Below are 20,177 nucleotides of genomic sequence, written 5' to 3'. Positions count from 1 at the left end.
CCGGCTCCTTCCTCCTCATCGACCCCACCGACGGCACCACCCTCACCGCCGGCATGACCGGCACCGCCTTCACCACAACCACCGCACCCGCACCCGCACCAGAGACGGCCGCTCCTGATGTCGCGTCATCGGATGACGTCAACACGTGCTAAAACGAGGCGAGTTGAAAACTGATCAGCTGGCAGAGTCGCACTGAACAAGCAAGAAGGAGCGGTACATCATCATGGAGTTGGACCCCCGGGGAGAGGCCCCCCGTACCACCCACGGCGGTCGCGGGGTGTTACTGGTCTCCCTTGTCGCCGCGCTCGGCGGCGTGCTGTTCGGCTACGGCACGGCCGTCGTCTCGGGAGCGCTGCTCTACATCGACCACGACTTCGCGCTGAACGACTGGCAGGAGGGCGCCCTGGTGGCCAGCGCCCTGCTGGGCGCCACGATCATGGTGTCCGTCAGCGGCAGACTCGCGGACCGCTACGGCCGCAAGCCCCTGATCCTGGCGATGACCGTCCTCTACGCCCTGGGCAGCGTGGTCTCCATGCTGGCACCAGGCATCTATCCGCTGCTCGCCGGACGCATGCTGGTGGGATTCGGCCTCGGCTCACTCTCCTTCGTCGTCCCCCTCTACATCGCCGAGATCGCCCCACAGCAACGCCGGGGCTTCCTCGTGACGCTCAACCAACTCATGGTCACCGTCGGCATCCTGGCCGCGTTCGCCGTGGGATACGCGTTCAGCGGCGGCGGCCAATGGCGACTGATGCTGGCCGCCGCACTGCTCCCGACGGTCATCATGGCCGTGGGCACCCTCTTCGTGCCCGAATCCCCGCGCTGGCTGCTCGCCCGGGGCGACGAGGTCCGGGCCCGCGCGGCAGCGGCCGTCACCGGTCTGACCGACGACCTGGACGCCCTGCGCCGCCAGTTGACCCCGCCGCCCGCACAACGAGAGGCGCGCGGCTCGTCGAACCCGGCCAGCACCCGCTTCATCTGGATGACCGCCCTGATGGCCTTCACCGTCCATCTCAGCGGCCTGAACACCGCGATCTACTACGCGCCCCGCATCCTGTCCTCCGGCGGACTCGGCATCCGCAGCTCCGTCCTGGGCAGCGTCATCATCGGCGTCGTGAACCTGCTGATGACCTTCGTCGCCATGGCCGCGCTGGACCGGCTGGGCCGGCGCGCGCTGTTCCTCGGTGGACTGGCGCTCATGGCCGTCAGCGGCGCGGGCATCTCGCTCGCCTCCTTCACCGGACACCAGGGCAGCCCGGTCACCGTCGTCCTCATGTGCGTCTTCATCGCCGCCGGAGCGGTGGGCCCCGCCCCGGTGTTCTGGGTGTACATCTCCGAGATCTTCCCCCAGCAGGTGCGGGGCCGCGCCATGAGCCTGGCCACGACCGCGCTCTGGGCCGCCGACACCATCGTCGCCCTCACCTTCGTCCCCCTGGTCGACCACTTCTCCTTCCAGGGGACGTTCCTCCTCTACTGCGGCCTCACCATCGTGGCCATCGTGGGCTTCGGCCGCTCGATGCCCGAAACACGCGGCCGAAGCCTGGAGGAAATCGCCCTCCAGACGGGGCAGTTCACACCGTCGGCGCGCGGCTGAGGCGGAACCGCCGCGAGAGGCGGCCCTGGCCCCTGAGAACCCGGCCCCGGTTGCTGCTTGCTGGGGCCGGGCTGGCCGGCGGGCTGGCCGGCGGAGCCCGCCGGACGCCAAATGACAAGCTCAGGGGTTGTTGGGGGGTGTCGAGGCGGGTTGGAGGTGACGGACCCACGGAGACTCGTGACCGCAAAGAGGGACCCCCTGCACCGTCTCCACGGTATAGCTGACGGCTTGGCCCGGGTAGTAGCGCTCCACCGTGCGCTCGTTGCGTGGAATCTGACTATGGAAGGTGGATTCCAAAATCGCGCCGCCGTTGTCGGGCTTGATCGCTCCATGGGGCGAGTCTCTGTCGCAGCCGTGGACTACGGTTCCCCGAGTGGACCGGGCGGCGAGCCGCAGAGCAGGGCAGTCACGAACGTGGCCGTACTGGCAGTCGAGGCGGGGGCCGGAACGAGGGTAGAGCGCGAAGGGCCGCCCGTGGTCGTCGATGACCGCGGTGCCCTGGCGCCCGGCGCACAGCCAGTCCATCTCAAGGTGCCACAGAACCTCGTCCGTGCCGGTATCGGGCGTGATGACGAACTCTTCGACGTCTGTAGCACTCACCGAGAAGGGGAAGTTCACGTCCTCCGCATCAGGGCGGTGCCGCTTTGAGGTCGGCGCTGAAATGCCGCTGGGCTAACCGCCTGTACACAGGGGACGCCAGCTGTCCGGGGGCATGCCCGGCGGGCAGGACGGCGGGAGAGCACCACCGGGCGCATCCCCCGAAGGATCACCGCCCGTCCCCGCACGCTGCTCTCCACCGTGACCCGGAAGGGTCCCTGGCGAACCATCACCTCGGGCGGGTCCGCGTCCAGGATCACCGTCGGGTTCTCCTCGGTGGTGCTGGGCTCGCGGGCCACGGTGACGATGATCGGGTTCCGCGTGTCCTCGATCCCGTCAGGCGGCAGGTGGAGGTGCACGCCTCCGGTGATCGCCCCCGTCTGAACGACGGCGCCCTGTTGCCCTCCGTTCACCTGGTTCTCAGTGCCCCCGGCCCGCTGTCCGTCGCCCATGTCTCCCCCTGCAGTGACCAGATCTCCGAGTCATCGTGACAGTCACACATCCCAACGGTGCTGTCTCCACGGACAGTTCACACACACTGGTCTCTGTCCGTCCAACAGGAGGAGTCCGAGACCGGTTTCTGCACTTGATCTTTAGCGTCAAGCACGGACGCCCTGTTCGGGCTGGCGGATGCGGTGTTGTGTGGGAACGGCCCGGTCACGTCGCTGGTGGGCGAGCACCGTCGTGGACGCGGCGGCCTGTACTCCGCTCTGTCAACGAGGCGGTTGGCTGGGTCTCGACAGCGGCGAGCGGTGACCGGAGTGTCTCAACGCGCGTAGCTAGAGCTCGTAGTCCCGGGCCAGCTCCTCCCAAGGAATGTTGCGAAGCGCGGGATCAGCACCCACCCCTGACGGGACGTCGGGGGTGGGCTGGAACCAGACGACAGTGAGGGCGGATCGGTACAACACCGGGTCGTGCTCGGGGGAGACCGCTGCCGAGCGGAAGGCGCCGACGCAGGCCACGGAGGGCAGCACCTCGACGGGGCCGAACGCGGCCGCGGTCTGATCGGGATACTCGCGGGAAGGCGGAACGAGATGGGTCGGTGCGCCTGGAAAGGCGCGTTCGGCCGTCCGCAGGAGACCACTGACCTTCAGGTCATTGACAGGCTTGCACGGATAGCCCTCCAGCATCCCGTCGTAGGTCGAGGAAAGCCGCAGTTCCGAGAGCTCGATGGAACGGCCAGACGAGAGGATGATGCGGCTGAGTGACATGCCTGACACCCTACGCTCAAGATCCACTCTCGATGGGCGGCCTAGTACCCATAGGCGATGCGCTCGACTTCCCTCAGTTGGGCCGCACCGATGCGGCCGTCCTCCAAGGAGAGCAGCCAGGGCAGCAGTTCCGGCGTGGTGTGCACCTCGCCATAGAAGCCGAAGTGGAGGTCGCCGAGTTTGCTCTCGACGAGCCACCAGTCGAGCGCGTCGCTGAGGTGCAAGTCCGCCGCCGCGGTGCGGGTTTGAGCCCACGTGGTCAGCAAGGGGGCGAGGGTGCCGTTGAGGGCCCCGAGCGTCTCCACCACGTCCGAGGCGCCTACGGTGCTCGGGTGGCTGTGCAGGAATGACCGCCACCAGGCGTGCCAGACGTTCTCCAGCGCCGTGGCTCCGCCTCGCTCCCATCGCGCCAGCCGACGGCGAGGAACCGAGAGGCGACCATGTCGCTGATGAGGCCGTCAGCGACAAGGAGGCGAGCGATGCGGGGCGCCAACTTGCGGGTACAGGCCAGGGAAATCGCCCCAGTGGTCGGGCCCCTCGTGTGCGACGTAGCCGACCAGCTTGTCTGAGATCTGGCTCACCGGACCGGCCAGGGCTTCAAGATCCGCTTCGCTGTAGCAGTAGGTGCAGCCGTCCACGGAAATGGACAGTTCGGCACGTGGTGCGAAGGCTGCGTCCAAAGCGGCGAGTGCGTCACGGAGTTGCTGTTGTGGGTCGGTTATGAGGTGGTGCCTGACAGCACTCCATCCGGAAGCTCCGGAGAAGAGAGCGAGGCCATCACGGACAAATCACCAACAACCTGGCCGGGGGCTCTCGTTCCGCCCAGTCCGACGCCTACTTGCCGGCGTGGCTGCCGAGGTAGAAGAGGAGCGCCATGAAGGCCAGGAGGAGGTGACTGCCGGCGATGTAGATGAACACCCGCCAGGACGCGCCCCGTTCCTTCCGCCGCTCGGACATCCCGCCGCCGAAGGATGCTTCGAGCGGGTGCTGCGCGTCGGCCTGCGCTGGGGTCTGCTCGTTGGTCTGGTTGTCGGGCATGGTTGCTCTCCTGGGTGCGTCGCGAGTCAGGGGGAATGGGGGAGGGGAGACGGGTAGGGCGTACGTCCCGGCTGGGGTGGTGAGGGGCAAGGTCTGCCGACGCCACCACGGCAGGGCGCGCCCCGCTCACCTCACGACGCCTGCTCCGGAACGCCCGCTCCCGACCCGCGCAACTGCGTCAGCAGGTCCTCCCGCCCGGCCAGCAGCTCCACCAGGATCCGACGCGCGGCCCGCAACAGCTCGGCCACATCGCCGCCGGCCAGCTCGTACACCACCGTCGACCCGCCTCGCGCGGCCGTCACGATTCCCGCCCGGCGCAACACCGCGAGCTGCTGCGACAGGCTCGACGGCTCCACCTCGATGTCGGCCAGCAGCTCCCGCACCGGCTTCGGCCCGTCCTGGAGCAGCTCCAGCACCCGGATCCGGACGGGATGCCCCAGCATCCGGAAGAACTCCGCCTTCGCCTGGTACAGGGGGACCTGCGTCCTGTTCATGCGGTGCCACCTGCGTTCATGTGGGGTCTTCGTGTGCGTCGTCCGGTGCGGCACCGGGATCCACGCCGAGGTCGCGCGCCATCCGCAGCGCGTCGTCCAGCTCCTCCTTGGCCTCGGTCACCGCGTAGACGTCCCCGGCCCCGTGCGCCGCCGCGACAGCCTCCCGTGCTCGCCGCACCCGCTCCCGCACCGCTTCGACGAAGTCGCCCACCCGGACCTCCACACCGCGACGTAATTAACCTCTGACGAAACTGACGAATTGAAGAACTCTGCAAGTCTAGGGCCCGGTGCCCCCGCGGGACGCCATCAGGACGCCTCTCGTGGGGAGAGGCGGGCCACAGTCGTTGGTCGACGCGGGGGAGGGGGAGTAGCGGCGGCACCGTCGGACGTCTTCAGGTCGTGGTCCCGGATGGTGCGGGCAGTGAGCGGCCCCAAGCGCCACGCCGAGGACGTTGCGAACCAGCAGCGCTTGGGGCCGGGAAGGCCCGTGGTGCCCCGGCCCTCCGCTACGACAGCGGAGCGGAGGGCCGGGGAGGATGCGGACACCTTCACCGCCACCAACGACGGCCGGCCACGTAGGGCACGCCCCCGTCAACGCGTCGCGATGACGGGCAGTGCGGTGCCCGTGACCGGTCGTTCCGGGGTCAGTGCAGGCCGATGTGGACCGGGCCGCCGATGGACGCGACGTTGTCGAGTACGTCGGCGGGTACGCGGAAGACGCGGCCGGGGGCGGCGGGCCAGGCGAGCGTCCGGCGGGCGAGGGTCAGTCCGTCCTGACGGACGGTCACCTTGGGGAAGCGGACGAACTCCTCGGACCACAGCAGCAGACGTCCCCGGGCGGGTGCGGGGTCGTTGGGCCGCAGGATCTGCGGGGCGACCCAGCGGAAGGGTGGGTCGGCGAGCAGGCGGATGCCGTAGGCGGAGCGGGCCTCGCCGTTCAGGTAGCGGACGACCTGCTGTGCGACGTGCCTGCCGTCGAGGGCGGCGACGTCGGCGGTGTCGACGGGGTGCAGCAGATTGCCGGCGGCGAAGACGCCGGTCCGGCTGGTGTGCAGCGCGGTGTCGGTGAGGGGACCGAGGGTGCCCTCGTCGAGGGCGATGCCGCCGGCGCGGGCGAGTTCGTGGTCGGGGATCCAGTCGCCGGTGAAGACGACGGTGTCGCAGGCGACCGTGCGGCGCTGGCCGGTGTCGAGGTGCTCGATCTCCACGGCCTGGCAGCGTCCCTTGCCGATGATGCGGGTGACGCGGCTGCGGGTGGCGACGGGGACGCGCAGCACGGTGCGCCCGGCCGCGTTGAAGGCGGCGTAGGACTCCGCCTTCGGGTACTGGCTGACCATGAGCGCGGGGGTGCAGCCGGCCTCGCGCAGGGTGACGGCCGCGGACCAACTGACGAGTTCGCCGCCGACGATGACGGCCCACTTGCCGACGGGCTGGTGGTGCAGGTGGACGAGGTTCTGCAACTGGCCGGTGGTGTAGACGCCGTGGGGACGGTCGCCGGGGATGCGACGTGCGGTGCGGGGCCGTTCGCGGGCGCCGGTGGCCAGCACGATGGCGTGGGGCCGGATGCGGTAGCGGCCGTCGGGGCTGGTGACGTGGACGGTGCGCTCGTCGGCCCAGTCGGTGACCATGGTGCGGGTGCGGATCTCCGCTCCGGCCCGAATGGCCTGCCGCACGAGGTGACGGGCGTAGGCGGGGCCGGACAGCACACGGCGCAGGTCGCGCAGACCGTAGCCGGTGTGGTCGCTGTGCCGGGGGATGCCGCCGGCGTTCTGCTCCCGGTCGACGACGAGGACTTGGCCGGCCCGGCGTTCGGCCAGCTCGGCCGCGGCGGTCAGGCCCGCCGGTCCGCCGCCGATGATGAGGACGTCGGGCGTGATCAAGGGCGCTTGGTGGGTCATCAGTTGTCCTTGTGCTGGCTGCGGCAGCCGTCGTGGGCGTGGTGCTTCTCGCGCAGGGCGCCGACTTCCGCGCCGCAGAAGAAGCCCTGGCAGCGGCCGTTCATCGCGCGGGTGCGGCGGCGCAGTCCCTCCAGACTGCGGGCGGGTACCGGGGCGTGGCAGGCGTCGCGGATCTCGCCCTCGGTGACCCGTTCGCAGAAGCAGACGATGGTGCCGTAGGCGGGGTCGCGGGCGATGAGGGCGGCGTCCTGGTAGGGGCGCCGGGTGGCTTCGCCGAGGTTGGGCATCCGCGGTGGCTCGGGCAGGTCGGCGCGCGGGCGCAGGGCCAGGCCGGCCTCCTCCAGCAGGACGCGGGCGTGTTCGGCGATGGCGATGCCCGCGGTCAGGCCGGTGGAGCGGATCCCGCCGACGAGGAGGTAGCGCTGCTCCGGACTGGCCTCGATGAGGTAGTCGGAGCGGTCGATGGCGGCACGCAACCCGGCGTAGCTGGCGGTCACTTCCTCGGCCAGCAGGCGCGGCATGAGGCGTTCGCCCTTGGTGAGCAGGAAGTCGAAGCCGCCTTCGGAGGTGGCGGTGTCGGTGCGGTCGGTGAGGTCCTCGGCGGTGGGGCCGAGCATGACGTTGCCGTAGATGGTCGGGGAGAGCAGCACGCCCTTGCCCAAGGAGGTGGGCACCGGGAGCACGATCTTGTTCACCATGGGGCGGGTGAGCTTGTCGAAGACGAAGAGCTCACCTCGGCGGGGGGTGACGGTGAAGCGGTTGTGGCCGAAGAGGCGGTCGATGTGGTCGGCGCCTAGACCGGCGGCGTTCACGACCCAGCGGGCCCGCACGTCACCGGCCGAGGTGTGCAGTGTGGTCGCCTCGTCCCCCACGTCGACGCCGGTCACGGCGTGTTCGAGCAGGAGTGAGGTGCCGCGTTGCCGGGCGTCGGTGGCCAGGGCGAGGTTGGTGGTCCAGGTACAGATGATGGACTCGTCCGGCACGGTCAGCCCGCCCAGCACTCCCGCGCCGAGGTCGGGGATCAGCTGGTACACCTCGGCGGCGTCGATGATCCGGCAGCGGTCGTAACCGTTGGCCTCGGCCTTCTCCTTCAGGCCGGGAAGCGCCTGGAGCTCCTCGTCGTTCCAGGCCACCAACACGGCGCCGGTGTGCTCGACGGGAATGCCGGTGGCCTCGGCGTAGTCACTCAACAGCCGGTATCCGCGGGCCACGAGGCGGGATTCGAGGGTGCCCGGCTTGGCGTCGAAACCGGTGTGCAGGATCGCGGTGTTCGCCTTGCTGGTGGCGTCGCCGACGTCGTCGCGGGCGTCGAGCAGCACGACGCGGACGTCGTGGCCGGACAGTTCGCGTGCGATCGCCGCGCCGACGATGCCTCCGCCGATCACCGCGACGTCGTAGACGTCGCCGTGGGGGCGGTGTGGGGTGGCGGTCATGAAGGCTCTCCCTCGGCGGCGCAGGCCGTCGCGGCCCGCGTCCATGCGGTGCGGAACTCCTCGGCCCGGTCAGCGGACCAGCGGGGTTCGTAAACGGTGGTCGGTTGCCAGTCGCCGACGGCCTCTTCGAGCCCGAGCGCCGGATCAAGGGCGCAACGGGCAAGAGCGGCCGCCCCCAGCGGGGTGGCGTGGGCGTGTGGGTAGATGTCGACCGGCATCTGTGTGATGTCGGCCTGAGCCTGCATGAGGACGGCGGAGTTGGTCAGACCGCCGTCCGCACGCAGTCGGGTCAGGGGCCGGCCGAGGTCCTTGGCGACCAGCGTGCCCAACTCGGCGACCTGCGCGGCGATGCCCTGGAGCACGGCCAGGACGAGGTGTTCGCGTCGAGTGGGCAGGGTCATGCCGGTGAAGGAGGCGGTGGCCTCCGGCGCCCACCACGGGGCGGCGAGCCCGGCGAAGGCGGGCACACACAGCACGCCCTCGGCGTCGGCCGCAGCCAACGTGTCCAGGTCGGTCGAGGATTGGATGAGCCCGAGGTCCTGGAGCCAGCGCACCGCCGAGGCGACGGTATAGACCTGGCCGTCCACGCAGTACCGCGTCCGACCGGCCGCTCGCCACGCCACCGAGGTGGTCAGACCGGCGCTGGAACGCACCGCGTCCAGGCCGGTGTTCGCCAGCAGGAACGCACCGGTGCCGTACGTGCACTTCGCGGTACCCGGCTCCAGGCAGCGCTCCGCGACGAGAGCCGCCTGCTGGTCGACGATCAGCCCGGCCACCGGCACCTCCTGGCCGAAGGCCCGGGTGGTGCCGACGACCTCGTCGCAGGCCGCGATGCGCGGCAGCCGCTCGCCGTCGAGCCCGAACAGGCCCAGGAGTTCCCCGTCCCAGGCGACGCTGTCCAGATCGAGGACGAGCGAGCGGCTGGCGGTGGAGGCGTCGGTGACGAACTCCCCCGTGAGGTGGTGCACCAGCCAGGTGTCGGTGGTCGTCACCACCCCGTCGCGGGTGAGGTTGCGCCGCAGCCAGGCCATCTTGGGCGCGGAGAAGTACGGGTCGAGGACGAGGCCGGTGCGGCGGGCGATGCTCTCGGCGTGCTCGGACAACTCACCGCAGACGCTCTCCGCGCGCCGGTCCTGCCACACCAGCGCCTGGGTCAGGGGCGATCCGGTGGCCGGATCCCAGGCCAGGACCGTCTCGCCCTGGTTGGCCAGCGCCACACCGGCGATCGGACGACCGGCCGCACTCACCGCCCGCCGGCCCGCGTTGAGGACGGAGTCGAGCAGTTCGTGCGGGTTCTGCTCGACCCCGCCACCGTTCAGGTAGACGGGACGGACGGCCTCCTCCGCGATGGCGACCGTGCCTTCCTCCGGATCGACGACGATGGCCTTCGTGCCCGAGGTGCCCTGGTCGATGGCGAGAATCGCGGTCATCGCGCGCTCCGTTCCATGGCCGGGCCCGCGGACGTCGCGTCGCCGGCGTCCAGCGCGCGGTCGATGTCGGCCATGTCCGGCATGGTTAGCCCGTCCCGCCCGCGCCGGAACAGCAGTCCGGCGAAGTAGACGCCGCCGATCGCGAACAGCACGAGGACGTAGGTCCACGGAGCGAGGAAGGAAGCGTCCCGGAAGATCAACAGCTCGTACACCAGCCAGATCCCCGCAACGACCAGCACCGGCACCTCCCAGCGACCCAGCGAGAAGCCCTGGGACGCGGGCAGCGAACGCCGCTTGATGGCATACATCGCAACGGTTCCGGCGTAGATGAGGGCGGGAAGCAGGGTCCCGGCGGAGAACAGGTGGAACAGGGCGTCGGTGGACCGGGAGAAGACCGCGAGGATGATCTGCGCGACGAGCATCATGAACACCGTCGCGTTCAGGGGCGTGGCGGCACGGCGGTTGAGGCGCTTGAGCAGTTGCCAGCCGGGGAAGCGCTCGTCGCGCGACATGGCGTAGACGAGGCGGGTACCGCTCAGGGTGATCACCAGCCCGCAGGAGAAGATCGACACGACGACCAGGACCAGCAGGATCTTGCCGACGACCGAGCCGAGCACGGCGGTGATGATGGTCGCCACGGGAGTGTCCGACTCGCCGACACCGCTGACCTGGCCGGCTGCCGCAGTGATCGCCACCAGGAACAGGAAGCCGAGCACACCCAGCGAGAGCACGGCCTGGACCATGGCCTTGGGGATGACCCGGGCCGGGTTCTTGGTCTCCTCGGCCATGTTGGCCGCCGACTCGAAGCCGACGATGGTGAACGCGCCGAGCAGGAACGCCAGGGCGAACGGTCCGACCGAGGTGCCGCCGCCCAGGGCGAAGTAGCCGCTCTCGGGGATGGTCCCGGTCTCGAAGAGGTTCGCGAAGTCGAGCTTGCCGGTGAAGGCGCCCACCGCGAACAGCAGCACGGTCAGCGCGATCATGCCGACGAGCTGCACGGTCACGGCCACGCTGTTGACCCGATGGGTGGTGCGCGTGGAAGCGGCGACGAGGACGGCCTGGAGCAGGACGACGACGGCGGTGATCACCCAGGCGTTCTGCGTGGTGCCGACGTACTGGAACAGCTCCGGAAGGATGGTGGAGGCGATGGTGTAGTCGACGGCGACCAGGACCACGCCCAGGAAGGCGAACGAGATCCATCCCATGATCCAGCCCCATACCGGGCCCACGATCCGGGACACCCACTGGTACGAGTAGCCGCTGATGGGGATGCGTGCGGCGAGGGCCCCGAAGACCAGGGCGACGGAGAGCTGGCCGATCACGGCGATCGGCCAAGCCCAGATGCCCCGCGGGCCGGAGGTCGCGAGCACCGAGCCGTAGGTGGTGAAGATGCCGGTGGCGATGGAGACGAACCCGAAAGCCAGGGAGAACGAGGCGTACCAGCCAAGCTGCCGCGCCATCCGCGGCTTGGGCTCACCCTGGCCGGAGACGTCTGTTCCTGCTCCCTGGGGAGCTGATGCTGCGTGTGCCATGACTCTTTCCCCTGCTTAAGAGTGCCCCGCGGTGGAATGCGAGAGCCAGTGAACGTGGGCGAGCGAACTCGGTCGTGTGCGGACACGCCCCGCGCAGGGGAACCGTCCGGGGCCTGTCCGCTGGGGCAGCAGGGCCTGCGACGGTGCCGCGGGGCCATGGCCGAAGCGGTCTCGGCGACTCACCGTGTGACCGTTTCTATGGACTATTGACTGCGAATTACCGGAAGTGTGGACCCTTGCCTGCCTGTCGTCAAGGGCTACGTCAACGGGCGAGACGCCGCAGAGTCCGGCACCGGGGCGAAGGGGCTGACACGACTCGGCATCGGCCGACCGTAGAATGCAGTCACAGATCCACAGAAACGGTCACTCGCCCAAGGAGGTGGACGTGCTCGCCGCTGAGCGCCACCGCAGAATCGTCGCCGAGATCGCCCGACTGAAATTCGTCACCACCGACGACCTGACCACGCTGCTCGGCGTCTCCCACGAAACGGTCCGCAGAGACCTCGCCCTGCTTGAGCGCCGCGGCGAACTGTCCCGGGTACACGGCGGCGCCACCAGCACCCAGACACCCGTCGGGGAGGAAGCCCCCTTCAGCGAACGCAGCGGCAGCCTCGCCGCCGAAAAAGAGACCATCGGCCGGGCGGCGGCGGCCCTCATCGAGCCGAACCAGACCGTGGTCATCGACGTCGGCACCACGGCCCTGGAAGTGGCACGCGCACTTCCCGCCGACCACATCGGCGTGATCGCGACCCCGTCCCTGCTCGTGGCCGCCGAGGTCAGCACACGCTCCCGAGTGGAAGTGCTGGTGAGCGGCGGACGCCTCAGAGCAGGCGACCTCGCCTGCTCCAACGCCCAGACGCTGGAGTTCTTCGACGGCCTGCGCGCCGACGCCGTCTTCCTCGGATCCGGCGGAATAGCTCCCTACGGCCTCACCGACTTCCACCTCGACGAGGTCGCCACCAAGCGGGTCATGCTCGCCAACGCATCCCACCGCTACGTACTGGCCGACTCAAGCAAGTTCGGCCGCACGGCCGCCCACCGCGTGTGCGAGCTCAACGGCTTCGACACCCTCATCACCGACAAGCCCTGCCCGACCGACCTACGCACCGCCCTCACCCGAGCCGGTGCCACCGTCGTCGTGGGGTGACCCGCCCGGAACCCGCCCGGACTGAAAAGGCCGGGCCGGGACTACTTGCCGTCCCGCGGGCCACAGTTGACGACCGTGCCGACGTCGCCGGTGCCTGGCAGCGGTTGCCTGAGGGCACGCTCACGCTCACGACCAACTACCCCGCCAGTCCCGGGCGTAGGGCCGCCGGAGCCGTCTCAGCCGAAGCGGTCACGTGCGACGGCTCAGGCGGCCGGATCCATCCGCGGTGCCGGCTTGCCGCGGTCCGCCGCGGCGGGGCTGCCGACCGGCGCGGTGTGGAACGTGCGCCGGTACGTCTGAGGAGAGACGCCGAGGGCGGCCTGAAGGTGCTGCCGCAGTGACGTTCCGGTGCCGAACCCGGCGCTGTCGGCGATCCGATCGATCGGCCAGTCGGTCGTCTCCAGCAACTGACGGGCCCGCTCCACCCGTTGCTGGATCAGCCACTGACCGGGGCTGGTGCCGACCTCGTCCCGGAAGTGCCGGGTGAAGGTGCGCACACTGACCCGGGCGTGGGCGGCCATGTCGGCAAGGGAGACCGGTTCCGCGAGCCGTTCCAGGACCCAGGCACGGGTGGGCGCGGTGCCGCTGGTGGTCGGGGCGGGGACCGGGCGCCGGATGTACTGGGCCTGACCGCCCTCACGCCACGGCGGAACGACGCAGGCACGGGCCACGTCGTTGGCGACCTCGCTTCCGTGGTCCCGCCGGACCAGGTGCAGGCACAGGTCGATTCCGGCGGCCGCGCCGGCCGACGTCAACACATCGCCGTCGTCGACGAACAGCACATCGGGATCGACCCGGACGCGCGGGAACATCCGCTGCAGCCGCTCGGCCTCGCGCCAGTGCGTGGTGGCCGGGCGACCGTCCAGCAGGCCGGCCGCGGCCAGGACGTAGGTGCTGGTGCAGATCGCCACGATGCGAGTGCCGAACGGTACGGCGGCGAGGGCCTCCTGCAAGGCATCCGGCAGTCTCCCGTCCTCCTTGACCGGGCCGAGCCGGTGCGTGGGCGCAACGACGACGGTGTCCACAGCGGACAGCACGGAGGCATCGTGGCTCACGGTCAACTCGTAGTCCGCGTCGGTGCGTACGGGACCGCCGTCCAGGCTGCACGTCGTCACCGAATACAGGCGCTCGCCCGCCGCGCCGCGGGCGGCACCGAAGATCCGGGAGGTGATGGCGAGTTCGAACGGGAGCACGCCGTCCAGGGCCAGTACGCCGACACGATGCATGGCCCGATTCTTTCAGACCCTGACCATCAGGTCACTACGTCGGAACTTGACCATAGGTCAAACTGGGCCAGCGCCACCAGACACCACCGACCCACATGTACAAACCCAACCCGAAGGCCGAACACGAAAGACAACCAACCATGTTGCAGATCACGCACCCTACTCGCACCGACCGCTTCATGATGCGGGCCGTCGTCCAGAACCGTGCCGGCGGCCCGGAGGCCCTCAGGGTCGTCGGCACCATGCGGCCGGAACCGGCGGCCACCGAGATCCTGGTGCAGGTACGTGCAGCAGGCGTCAACCCGACCGCCTGGAAGACCAAAGGGTGCGGCACCTTCCACAGCGGGTCCAAGCCACCCTTCGCCCTCGGTTTCGACGTCTCCGGCGTGGTGGAGGCGGTCGGCCCCGGCGTCACCCTCTTCCGGCCCGGCGACGAGGTGTTCGGCATGCCACGCTGCCCCCAACTGGCCGGCACCTACGCCGACTACATCGCCGCCCCGGCCCGGCACTTCGCCCGCCGCCCGGCCAACGTGGACCACGTCCAGGCCGCGGCGATCCCCCTCGCGGCACTGACTGCCTGGCAGGCACTGGTGGACACCGCGGACGTCGGCCCCGGCAAGCGGGTCCTGATCCACGCGGCCGCGGGCGGGGTTGGCCACCTCGCCGTACAGATCGCCAAGGCACGGGGCGCCCACGTGATCGGTACGGCCAGCCGGGGCAAGCACGCATTCCTGCGCCGCCTGGGAGCGGACGAACTCATCGACTACACCCGCGAGGACTTCGCCGAGACCGTCCGCGACGTCGACGCCGTGCTCGACGCGGTGGGCGGCCCCTACTGGGAGCGCTCCCTCCGAACGCTGCGCCCAGGCGGGACGCTGGTCACCATTGTTCCCCCGGACGACACCTTCCCCGCCGAACAGGCCCGCGCGGCCGGGGTCCACGCCACCTTCCTGTTCGCCGAGCCCGACCACACAGGGCTGCGGGAGATCGCCGCCCTCGTCGAGAGCGGCCAACTCCGCGTCGAGATCGCGGCGGTGTTCCCGCTGACGGAGGCGTGCCGGGCCCACGAACTGGGCGAGACCCGCCACGCCACGGGCAAGATCGTCCTGACGACGTAGTCAGCCCACCCGGCTCACCCGGTCCGCACCGTTCACGCCGTCACCGTCGCCGCTGAGGAAGGCGCGCACCTGCTGGGACACCGTGGCATCCCCGAGGAAGTCGTTGTGTTTCAGACAGGCGGTGCGGGTGTTGAGGGCGCCGTCGAGTGCTGTGCTGCTGTGTGGTGTGATCTGCTCGTCGCACGGTGACCACCACGTCGCGTACTTCACCGGACCGGGCGTCGCGGTACCGGAGTTGAGGTGCGTGACGACATACGAACCGGGGGACATGTCCCGGCAGCCCTGGTCCCACGCCGCGCACAGCCAGGCAAGATCGGTGCCGTGGTTGGGGCCGGCCAGGGAGGCCCAGTGCGCCACCCTGTCCCGCCCGTCACCGAACTTGACGTACCAACGGGTCGGAAGGCTGCCCAGACTGTGGGCGACGAGATCCACCTTCGTGGCACCAGTCCGCTCCAGCACCGTGTGGACATAGCTTTGGAGTTGGCCGCTCAGCACCTCGTTCGTCGATTTCGAGGTGTCATACGACCAGGCGAACAGCCGGTCTTCTGGATACCCGTTCCGAGCGAAGTCCGCCCGCATGGTGTTCCAGACCTCCGCGTCGGCGTTTCGACCGTGCACGAAGATGACGGGGTCGGGGGAAGCCGCCGCTTGTGCGGGGGCAACGGCGAGCGCGGCGACCACCAGCGCGGACGATGCCACGAACAGCAGAACGCGACGGCCCGAGAGTCGGCCCGCCCCCCAACTACTCGACGTCCCCTTGCCGTTCGGAATGTGCGGCATGTGCGACATGTTCGGCATGGATGCCTCCGCCTCCGGCGCTGCGCTCGGTTGGTCTGGACGAACCACATGATGAGGGGCGGCTGTTGGGGGCACAAGAAATACGTCGCCTCCGAGACCGCGGCGGCCGTGCCGTCGCCGTCGTCCCACGGGGCTGGGGGATTCGACAGCGGTGTCTCACTCAGTCGTGATGCGGCCGTCGGGCGTCGGGCTGGTTCACCATGGGCGGGAGACGTGCGCCTCGGCGCGGCCGGTGGAGAGGATCGAGAACGTCCGCGCGCTGCCGATGCGGCACAACCGAGGGGCGAGGGAGGAACATGATCGAGAACGAGTCGCAGGCCGCGGCCCGTACGGCGTCCGTGGTGGAGCTCGCGCAGGAGCTCGTCCGGCGGCCGAGCAGGGGCGGCATCGATGACTACGAGCCCGTCCTGGGCGTGCTGGAGAACTGGCTCGCCTCCCGTGGCCTTCCGCACCGTCGACTGCACGACGACGCCGGGGAGTTGGTGGGGCTGCTGGCGGAGGTCCCCGGCGGACAGCCAGGTCCTTGGTGGACGCTGGATGCCTGTGTGGACACCGCCCCGTACGGGGACGAGGCCGCCTGGTCGTTCCCGCCGGCCAGCGGAGACGTCACCGACGGCTGGCTGCTGGGCCGCGGCTCGGCGGACTCCAAGCTCGCCGCGGCGATGTTCTGCCACATCGCCGCCGACCTGCTGCCCCGCGCTGCGGACCTGCACGGCGGGCTCGCCGTGCTGCTGGACGTCGACGAGCACACCGGCGGCTTCGGCGGCGCCCGCGCCTACCTCACCGACCCGGACGCCGCCCGGCCCGCAGGGGTGATGATCGGATACCCGGGCATGGACCAGGTCGTCGTCGGCGGCCGGGCCTGTGGCGGGCCACCATCACCGTGCACGCCCTCTCCGGGCACTCCGGCTCCAGCAAGACCGTGGTCGGCGCGGTCTCCCGGGCCGCGCACCTCGTACGCCTTCTCGACGCGGCCGATCTGCCCGCAGTCGACGGGGCCTCGGGGTTCCCGCTGCCGCCGAAGCTGTCGGTGACCTCCTGCCACGGTGGCCAGGGCTTCTCGGTCGCCCCCGACCGGTGCGACCTGCACATCGACGTGCGCACCACCCCGACGTTCGACGCCCAGGACGCGGAGACGCTGCTCCGCAAGGCCGTCGCTGAGCTGGATGCGGAGCTGCCCGCCCCGGCACCCACCGAGGTCACACCCGTCGCCGCCTGGCCACCCTTCCGCCTCCGCGAGGACGAACAACCCGCCGCGGCCTTGCTCAACGCCGCGGCCGAGGCGGGCCTGACGGTACGGGCGAAGACCGCGGGACCGTCGAACATCGGCAACCTGCTGGCCGGGGAGGGAATCGCGGCTACGGCTGGCTTCGGCGTGCCGTACGAGGGCCTGCACGGCATCGACGAGCGGGCCCGCCTCACGGAACTCCCCACGGTGTACGCCGTCTATCAGCGCGCCGTGCTCGACCTCCTCCGGGCGGGCTGACGCCCCGATTCCATCCCGGACTCCTACCAGATCCGCTCCCAGCAACTGCCCAACTCCGGCTCTGTTGGGTGCACAAGAAAGAGTTCGACGTTCTCTCTGCGATCACCGGGCGCACTTCCGGGTGGGGCGCGAGGTGGCCGGTAGCCGGGCGGCAGTGGACCAGGGCCATAGCTACGCGACGCCGAAGAACACGCTCCCCGTGCCACCCCGGTCGGGGGAGTAGAAGTACGTGTTGATCGCGCGGGTCAGGTCGTCCTTGCTGAGGCGGCCGTCGCCGTCGGTGTCCAGTTGGCCCAGCACGCGGGTGGCGTCTCTGGCGAGGTTCCACATCGCGAGGTACCGCGTCAGCTCCTGCTCTCCGATGTAGCCGTCGTGGTCCGCGTCGATGACCTTGAACACGGCTGCTCCGAAGGCCGAAACCGGCTCCTGCAGAGCCGGGTCTGCAGGAGCGGCGTCGGCGGCGGTGCGGTGCTGTTTGCGGGACAGTCGGCCGTCGGTCTTCGCGTGACGCTGCAGACCGGCCCAGTACTCCCGGTAGAAGGACGCCAGAGCCTTCGCCTCGGGGGTGTCCGTGGCGAGTTCGTAGGTGGTGCAGTAGCGATGGGCGATCCGCTCGTAGTCGGCCCTGTCGACGTAGCCGTCGCCGTCGGTGTCGGCCACGTTGAACAGGCGGTCCAGGTTGCTGGTGCGGTGAAGGACCCGCTCGGGCGGGGTGTCGGCGGTCTCGCGCAGGTGTTCCTGGAGCAGGGCGTGGCGGAACTGGTAGACCGCGCCGCTTCGGCGCAGGATGCCTCGCTGGTAGGCGTCCTGCAGGAACGCGTCAATGTCTCTCGGCAACCATCCCCCCAGGGGTAGCCAGATGCGAGCCAGGACTACCCACCGCCCCCAGGCGGTCATGGTGCCGACCCCGAGCGCGATCACGCATCCGGCCGCCAGCCCGGCCCCGAGTCCGGCCAGGGCATTGGTCACGAGCCCGAAAGCGATTCCGTACCCGGCCCCGACCACCAGCCCGATGGTGAGCAGCTGCTTGAGTACGGTGGCGCGGTTCGTGTTCAACAGGTCCGATGGCAGGGCGCGTTCGTCGATTGGGATGGCGGTCTCGAACCCGGCCCCGAGCGCGGCGATGAGCCCCATCGCGAGTCCCAGGCCGATCCCGGCCGCGAGCAGTTGCCCCGTGGCCAGCGCGATCATGAGCGCGGGATAACCCAGGACGGCCGAAAGGGCCGCGCTTCCGAGCGCCCACACGACTCCGAACAGGAGACCTCCGGCGAGCCCGCCCATGACTCTGGGGCAGAAGCTCTTCCGCAGTCGTGTCTTGGCTTCGTCCCTCGTCCGGCCCCGAAGACTGATTCTCATGAGCGACGGTTTGAACATCGGGCCGCCGACCTTCATCCTCGTGACGAACCCGTGCATGAGCCCGAAGGTCAGACCCAGTCCGAGTCCGTCCAGCGGGCCGGTGACGCCTGCTGATGTGAGCCCGTACGTGGGGCCGTACACGAGCCAGCCCTCGAACCCGTAAACGAGCCCGGCCACGAGCCCGGACGCGGCGAAGAGGGTGACCCCGACCCGCAGCATGAGCCAGCGCAGCCTCACGGTGGTCCCCAGCCGCCACCATTCGATGTCGGGCGTTTTGAGTTCCGTCAGATGCGCGGCGAGGTAGCCGAGCCAGCGCCGGGCTCGCTCGGTGTTCCGGCTCCGGTGTTCTGGTGCTTCTGGCTTGTCGCTCTCGTCGCTGAGAAAGCGCTCGTAGGCGGTAGTGACGAAGGCATCCAAGAGGTGATTCTCAAGGGCCTCTCGGGTGCCGAACCTGTCGGCCTTCAGCAGGTCCGACGGGTCTAGTTCGGATTCGTAGACGAATCGGGCGAGTGTGACCATCAAGGGGGTAGTCAGCACGGCGGCGAGATTGGCGACGTGTGGTGTGTGGCGGCGGTAGCGCAACTCAGTCAGGACGTAAGTCCATCCGGACCGGGGGGTGACGGTCGTACTGGCGGGGAGAGTTGTGCCGGTGGCCTCCTGGAGATACTTGATGGAGTCGTCCAGGTCGAGGTCGATCAATTCAATAGCGGTGGCGGAGGGCTCGACGTGGGTTTCTTCCCTGGCGGATTTGAACTCGGTGTAGCGGCTGGTGACAAGCAGCGGCAAGCCACATTTGTTGAGTTCTCTCAGCGCGCTCTTGCGCAAGCCGATGGCGATCTCGTCGAACCCGTCCAGGATCGGTAGCACGTAGTCGGCCCCCACCAGCGCGGCGGCCCACGTCTTACCGCTGGGGCTTGCCGCGGCGAGAAAGTTGTGATCCCGCTCCAATTGGCCGATCAACCACTTCCGCAGCGAGGCAGTTTCGGGATTCCATGATCCGAGACTGAAGATGACCGGTACCGGTGAATCATGAGTGGCAGGACGTGCTTTGAGACGGGCCAGGGCGAAACGTAGGGCCAGGGCGCTCTTCCCTGAGCCCGCCCGCCCCAGCACCATCAGCCAGTGGGACTTCGCCTGTTCAAGGGCGGCAGTGATCTCGTCCCCTTGACCGGTGGGGGATAGCGGGGGAGTGGGAGATTCCTCGACCTGGGCGTTCTGGATGCCCTTGTGGTCGGGCGTCTCCTCCAGTACCGGTCGCCAGTAGACAGGCAAATCCCGATCGGTTAGCCCCAGTTGTTCCACCTCATGCTGCAGGCGCGCACGGACAACGCTCGCGAGCACGTCGGCCTTCTCGGCCAGTGCACCCTCCGCGGACACCGCTTGGTTGAGGAACAGATTGAGGTTGTTGTCGCCGATACTGACAATCCCCAAAACGTTGCTCACCGTGATCGACCTTTTGTCGCCCAACTGGTCAGCAACATGGGCCGCGGTGAGCCCCGACTCCCGCGGATCCCGCGAGACGCTCACCGGTACAGGCCGTGCGTCGCGCCATCGTCGATGGCGATGATCCCGGCATTGCCCGTTGCGGAGGCGGAGACGCTGTGTGCGTCGGTGCCACGGTGCAGGGTTGGGGCGAGTGGCCGCTGTTCCGACCGCACCGTCGCTCTGGTCGCCTCGCTCTCGGCCCTGGCCAGCATGCCGACACCGTACGCACCCGCTGCCGCTTCAACTGCGGGCAAGATCCGGCCAAGCAAAGTGTCGATCTCAGCCACCAGAGACCTCTTCTCTCGCGCGGATAGCGGAGGGCCGGCTTTCCGTG

At 69.5% G+C, this 20,177-nt stretch carries 19 protein-coding genes and 1 pseudogene; 5 read left to right on the top strand and 15 right to left on the bottom strand.

Annotation, left to right across the window (positions count from 1 at the left end):
• Positions 1-223 precede the first annotated feature (223 nt).
• Positions 224-1,594 carry a sugar porter family MFS transporter gene (locus ACIQU6_RS32275; protein WP_403485268.1) on the top strand — a complete coding sequence of 457 codons (1,371 nt, stop codon included), beginning with the start codon at positions 224-226 and terminating at the stop codon, positions 1,592-1,594.
• A 120-nt stretch (positions 1,595-1,714) separates the two neighbouring features.
• On the opposite strand, the gene ACIQU6_RS32270 is transcribed toward ACIQU6_RS32275, so the two are convergent.
• The 11 genes from ACIQU6_RS32270 to ACIQU6_RS32220 form a co-directional block, all read right to left on the bottom strand.
• A complete protein-coding gene (locus ACIQU6_RS32270) occupies positions 1,715-2,212 on the bottom strand; it encodes a hypothetical protein (RefSeq protein ID WP_403485267.1) in 498 nt (165 codons plus the stop codon).
• Complete coding sequence (locus ACIQU6_RS32265; RefSeq protein ID WP_403485266.1) at positions 2,209-2,643, bottom strand: hypothetical protein; 435 nt, start codon at positions 2,641-2,643, stop codon at positions 2,209-2,211. Before ACIQU6_RS32265 ends, ACIQU6_RS32270 begins: the two co-directional genes overlap by 4 nt.
• A 327-nt stretch (positions 2,644-2,970) precedes the next feature.
• Complete coding sequence (locus tag ACIQU6_RS32260) at positions 2,971-3,402, bottom strand: hypothetical protein (protein WP_403485265.1); 432 nt, start codon at positions 3,400-3,402, stop codon at positions 2,971-2,973.
• 41 nt (positions 3,403-3,443) lie between these two features.
• The gene (locus ACIQU6_RS32255) at positions 3,444-3,710 is read right to left on the bottom strand and encodes a hypothetical protein (RefSeq protein WP_403485264.1); all 267 of its coding nucleotides are present in this window, start codon (positions 3,708-3,710) and stop codon (positions 3,444-3,446) included.
• A gap of 526 nt (positions 3,711-4,236) precedes the next feature.
• Positions 4,237-4,440, bottom strand: coding sequence for a DUF6126 family protein (locus tag ACIQU6_RS32250; RefSeq protein ID WP_403485263.1), 204 nt, complete (start codon positions 4,438-4,440; stop codon positions 4,237-4,239).
• 131 nt (positions 4,441-4,571) lie between these two features.
• Complete coding sequence (locus ACIQU6_RS32245) at positions 4,572-4,934, bottom strand: ArsR/SmtB family transcription factor (protein ID WP_403485262.1); 363 nt, start codon at positions 4,932-4,934, stop codon at positions 4,572-4,574.
• 16 nt (positions 4,935-4,950) lie between these two features.
• Positions 4,951-5,145 carry a hypothetical protein gene (locus tag ACIQU6_RS32240; RefSeq protein ID WP_403485261.1) on the bottom strand — a complete coding sequence of 65 codons (195 nt, stop codon included), beginning with the start codon at positions 5,143-5,145 and terminating at the stop codon, positions 4,951-4,953.
• 433 nt (positions 5,146-5,578) lie between these two features.
• Positions 5,579-6,832, bottom strand: coding sequence for an NAD(P)/FAD-dependent oxidoreductase (locus ACIQU6_RS32235; RefSeq protein ID WP_403485260.1), 1,254 nt, complete (start codon positions 6,830-6,832; stop codon positions 5,579-5,581).
• A complete protein-coding gene (locus ACIQU6_RS32230; protein ID WP_403485259.1) occupies positions 6,832-8,265 on the bottom strand; it encodes an NAD(P)/FAD-dependent oxidoreductase in 1,434 nt (477 codons plus the stop codon). The genes ACIQU6_RS32235 and ACIQU6_RS32230 overlap by 1 nt, the downstream gene beginning before the upstream one ends.
• Positions 8,262-9,695 carry an FGGY family carbohydrate kinase gene (locus ACIQU6_RS32225; protein WP_403485258.1) on the bottom strand — a complete coding sequence of 478 codons (1,434 nt, stop codon included), beginning with the start codon at positions 9,693-9,695 and terminating at the stop codon, positions 8,262-8,264. Before ACIQU6_RS32225 ends, ACIQU6_RS32230 begins: the two co-directional genes overlap by 4 nt.
• Positions 9,692-11,227, bottom strand: a complete 1,536-nt coding sequence (locus tag ACIQU6_RS32220) for an APC family permease (RefSeq protein WP_403485257.1) — start codon at positions 11,225-11,227, stop codon at positions 9,692-9,694. The genes ACIQU6_RS32225 and ACIQU6_RS32220 overlap by 4 nt, the downstream gene beginning before the upstream one ends.
• A gap of 385 nt (positions 11,228-11,612) precedes the next feature.
• Here ACIQU6_RS32220 and ACIQU6_RS32215 point away from each other — a divergent pair, with 385 nt between their 5' ends.
• Positions 11,613-12,374 carry a DeoR/GlpR family DNA-binding transcription regulator gene (locus ACIQU6_RS32215; protein WP_403485256.1) on the top strand — a complete coding sequence of 254 codons (762 nt, stop codon included), beginning with the start codon at positions 11,613-11,615 and terminating at the stop codon, positions 12,372-12,374.
• A gap of 203 nt (positions 12,375-12,577) precedes the next feature.
• Here the strand turns inward: ACIQU6_RS32215 and ACIQU6_RS32210 are convergent, their stop codons facing one another.
• Complete coding sequence (locus ACIQU6_RS32210) at positions 12,578-13,600, bottom strand: GlxA family transcriptional regulator (RefSeq protein ID WP_403485255.1); 1,023 nt, start codon at positions 13,598-13,600, stop codon at positions 12,578-12,580.
• Between the two features lie 140 nt (positions 13,601-13,740).
• Between ACIQU6_RS32210 and ACIQU6_RS32205 the strand changes: the two genes are divergently transcribed.
• The gene (locus ACIQU6_RS32205; protein ID WP_403485254.1) at positions 13,741-14,718 is read left to right on the top strand and encodes an NADP-dependent oxidoreductase; all 978 of its coding nucleotides are present in this window, start codon (positions 13,741-13,743) and stop codon (positions 14,716-14,718) included.
• On the opposite strand, the gene ACIQU6_RS32200 is transcribed toward ACIQU6_RS32205, so the two are convergent.
• Positions 14,719-15,498, bottom strand: a complete 780-nt coding sequence (locus ACIQU6_RS32200; protein WP_403485253.1) for an esterase/lipase family protein — start codon at positions 15,496-15,498, stop codon at positions 14,719-14,721. It abuts the gene before it with no gap.
• Between the two features lie 218 nt (positions 15,499-15,716).
• Between ACIQU6_RS32200 and ACIQU6_RS32195 the strand changes: the two are divergent.
• Both ACIQU6_RS32195 and ACIQU6_RS32190 read left to right on the top strand, forming a co-directional pair.
• Positions 15,717-16,298: pseudogene (locus ACIQU6_RS32195) on the top strand (M20/M25/M40 family metallo-hydrolase); the annotation flags it as partial.
• A gap of 101 nt (positions 16,299-16,399) precedes the next feature.
• Complete coding sequence (locus ACIQU6_RS32190; protein WP_403485252.1) at positions 16,400-17,002, top strand: peptidase dimerization domain-containing protein; 603 nt, start codon at positions 16,400-16,402, stop codon at positions 17,000-17,002.
• A 171-nt stretch (positions 17,003-17,173) separates the two neighbouring features.
• Here the strand turns inward: ACIQU6_RS32190 and ACIQU6_RS32185 are convergent, their stop codons facing one another.
• Positions 17,174-19,801: an EF-hand domain-containing protein gene (locus ACIQU6_RS32185; RefSeq protein ID WP_403485251.1), complete on the bottom strand. Its 2,628-nt coding sequence runs from the start codon at positions 19,799-19,801 to the stop codon at positions 17,174-17,176.
• A gap of 80 nt (positions 19,802-19,881) precedes the next feature.
• A complete protein-coding gene (locus tag ACIQU6_RS32180) occupies positions 19,882-20,130 on the bottom strand; it encodes a hypothetical protein (protein WP_403485250.1) in 249 nt (82 codons plus the stop codon).
• Between the last annotated feature and the right edge of the window lie 47 nt (positions 20,131-20,177).

This window comes from Streptomyces sp. NPDC090442, from assembly GCF_044769405.1.
In the GTDB taxonomy this organism is placed as follows: domain Bacteria; phylum Actinomycetota; class Actinomycetes; order Streptomycetales; family Streptomycetaceae; genus Streptomyces.
Note: the sequence above shows the minus strand (reverse complement) of the source record. Positions and strands in the feature narration are given on the sequence as shown.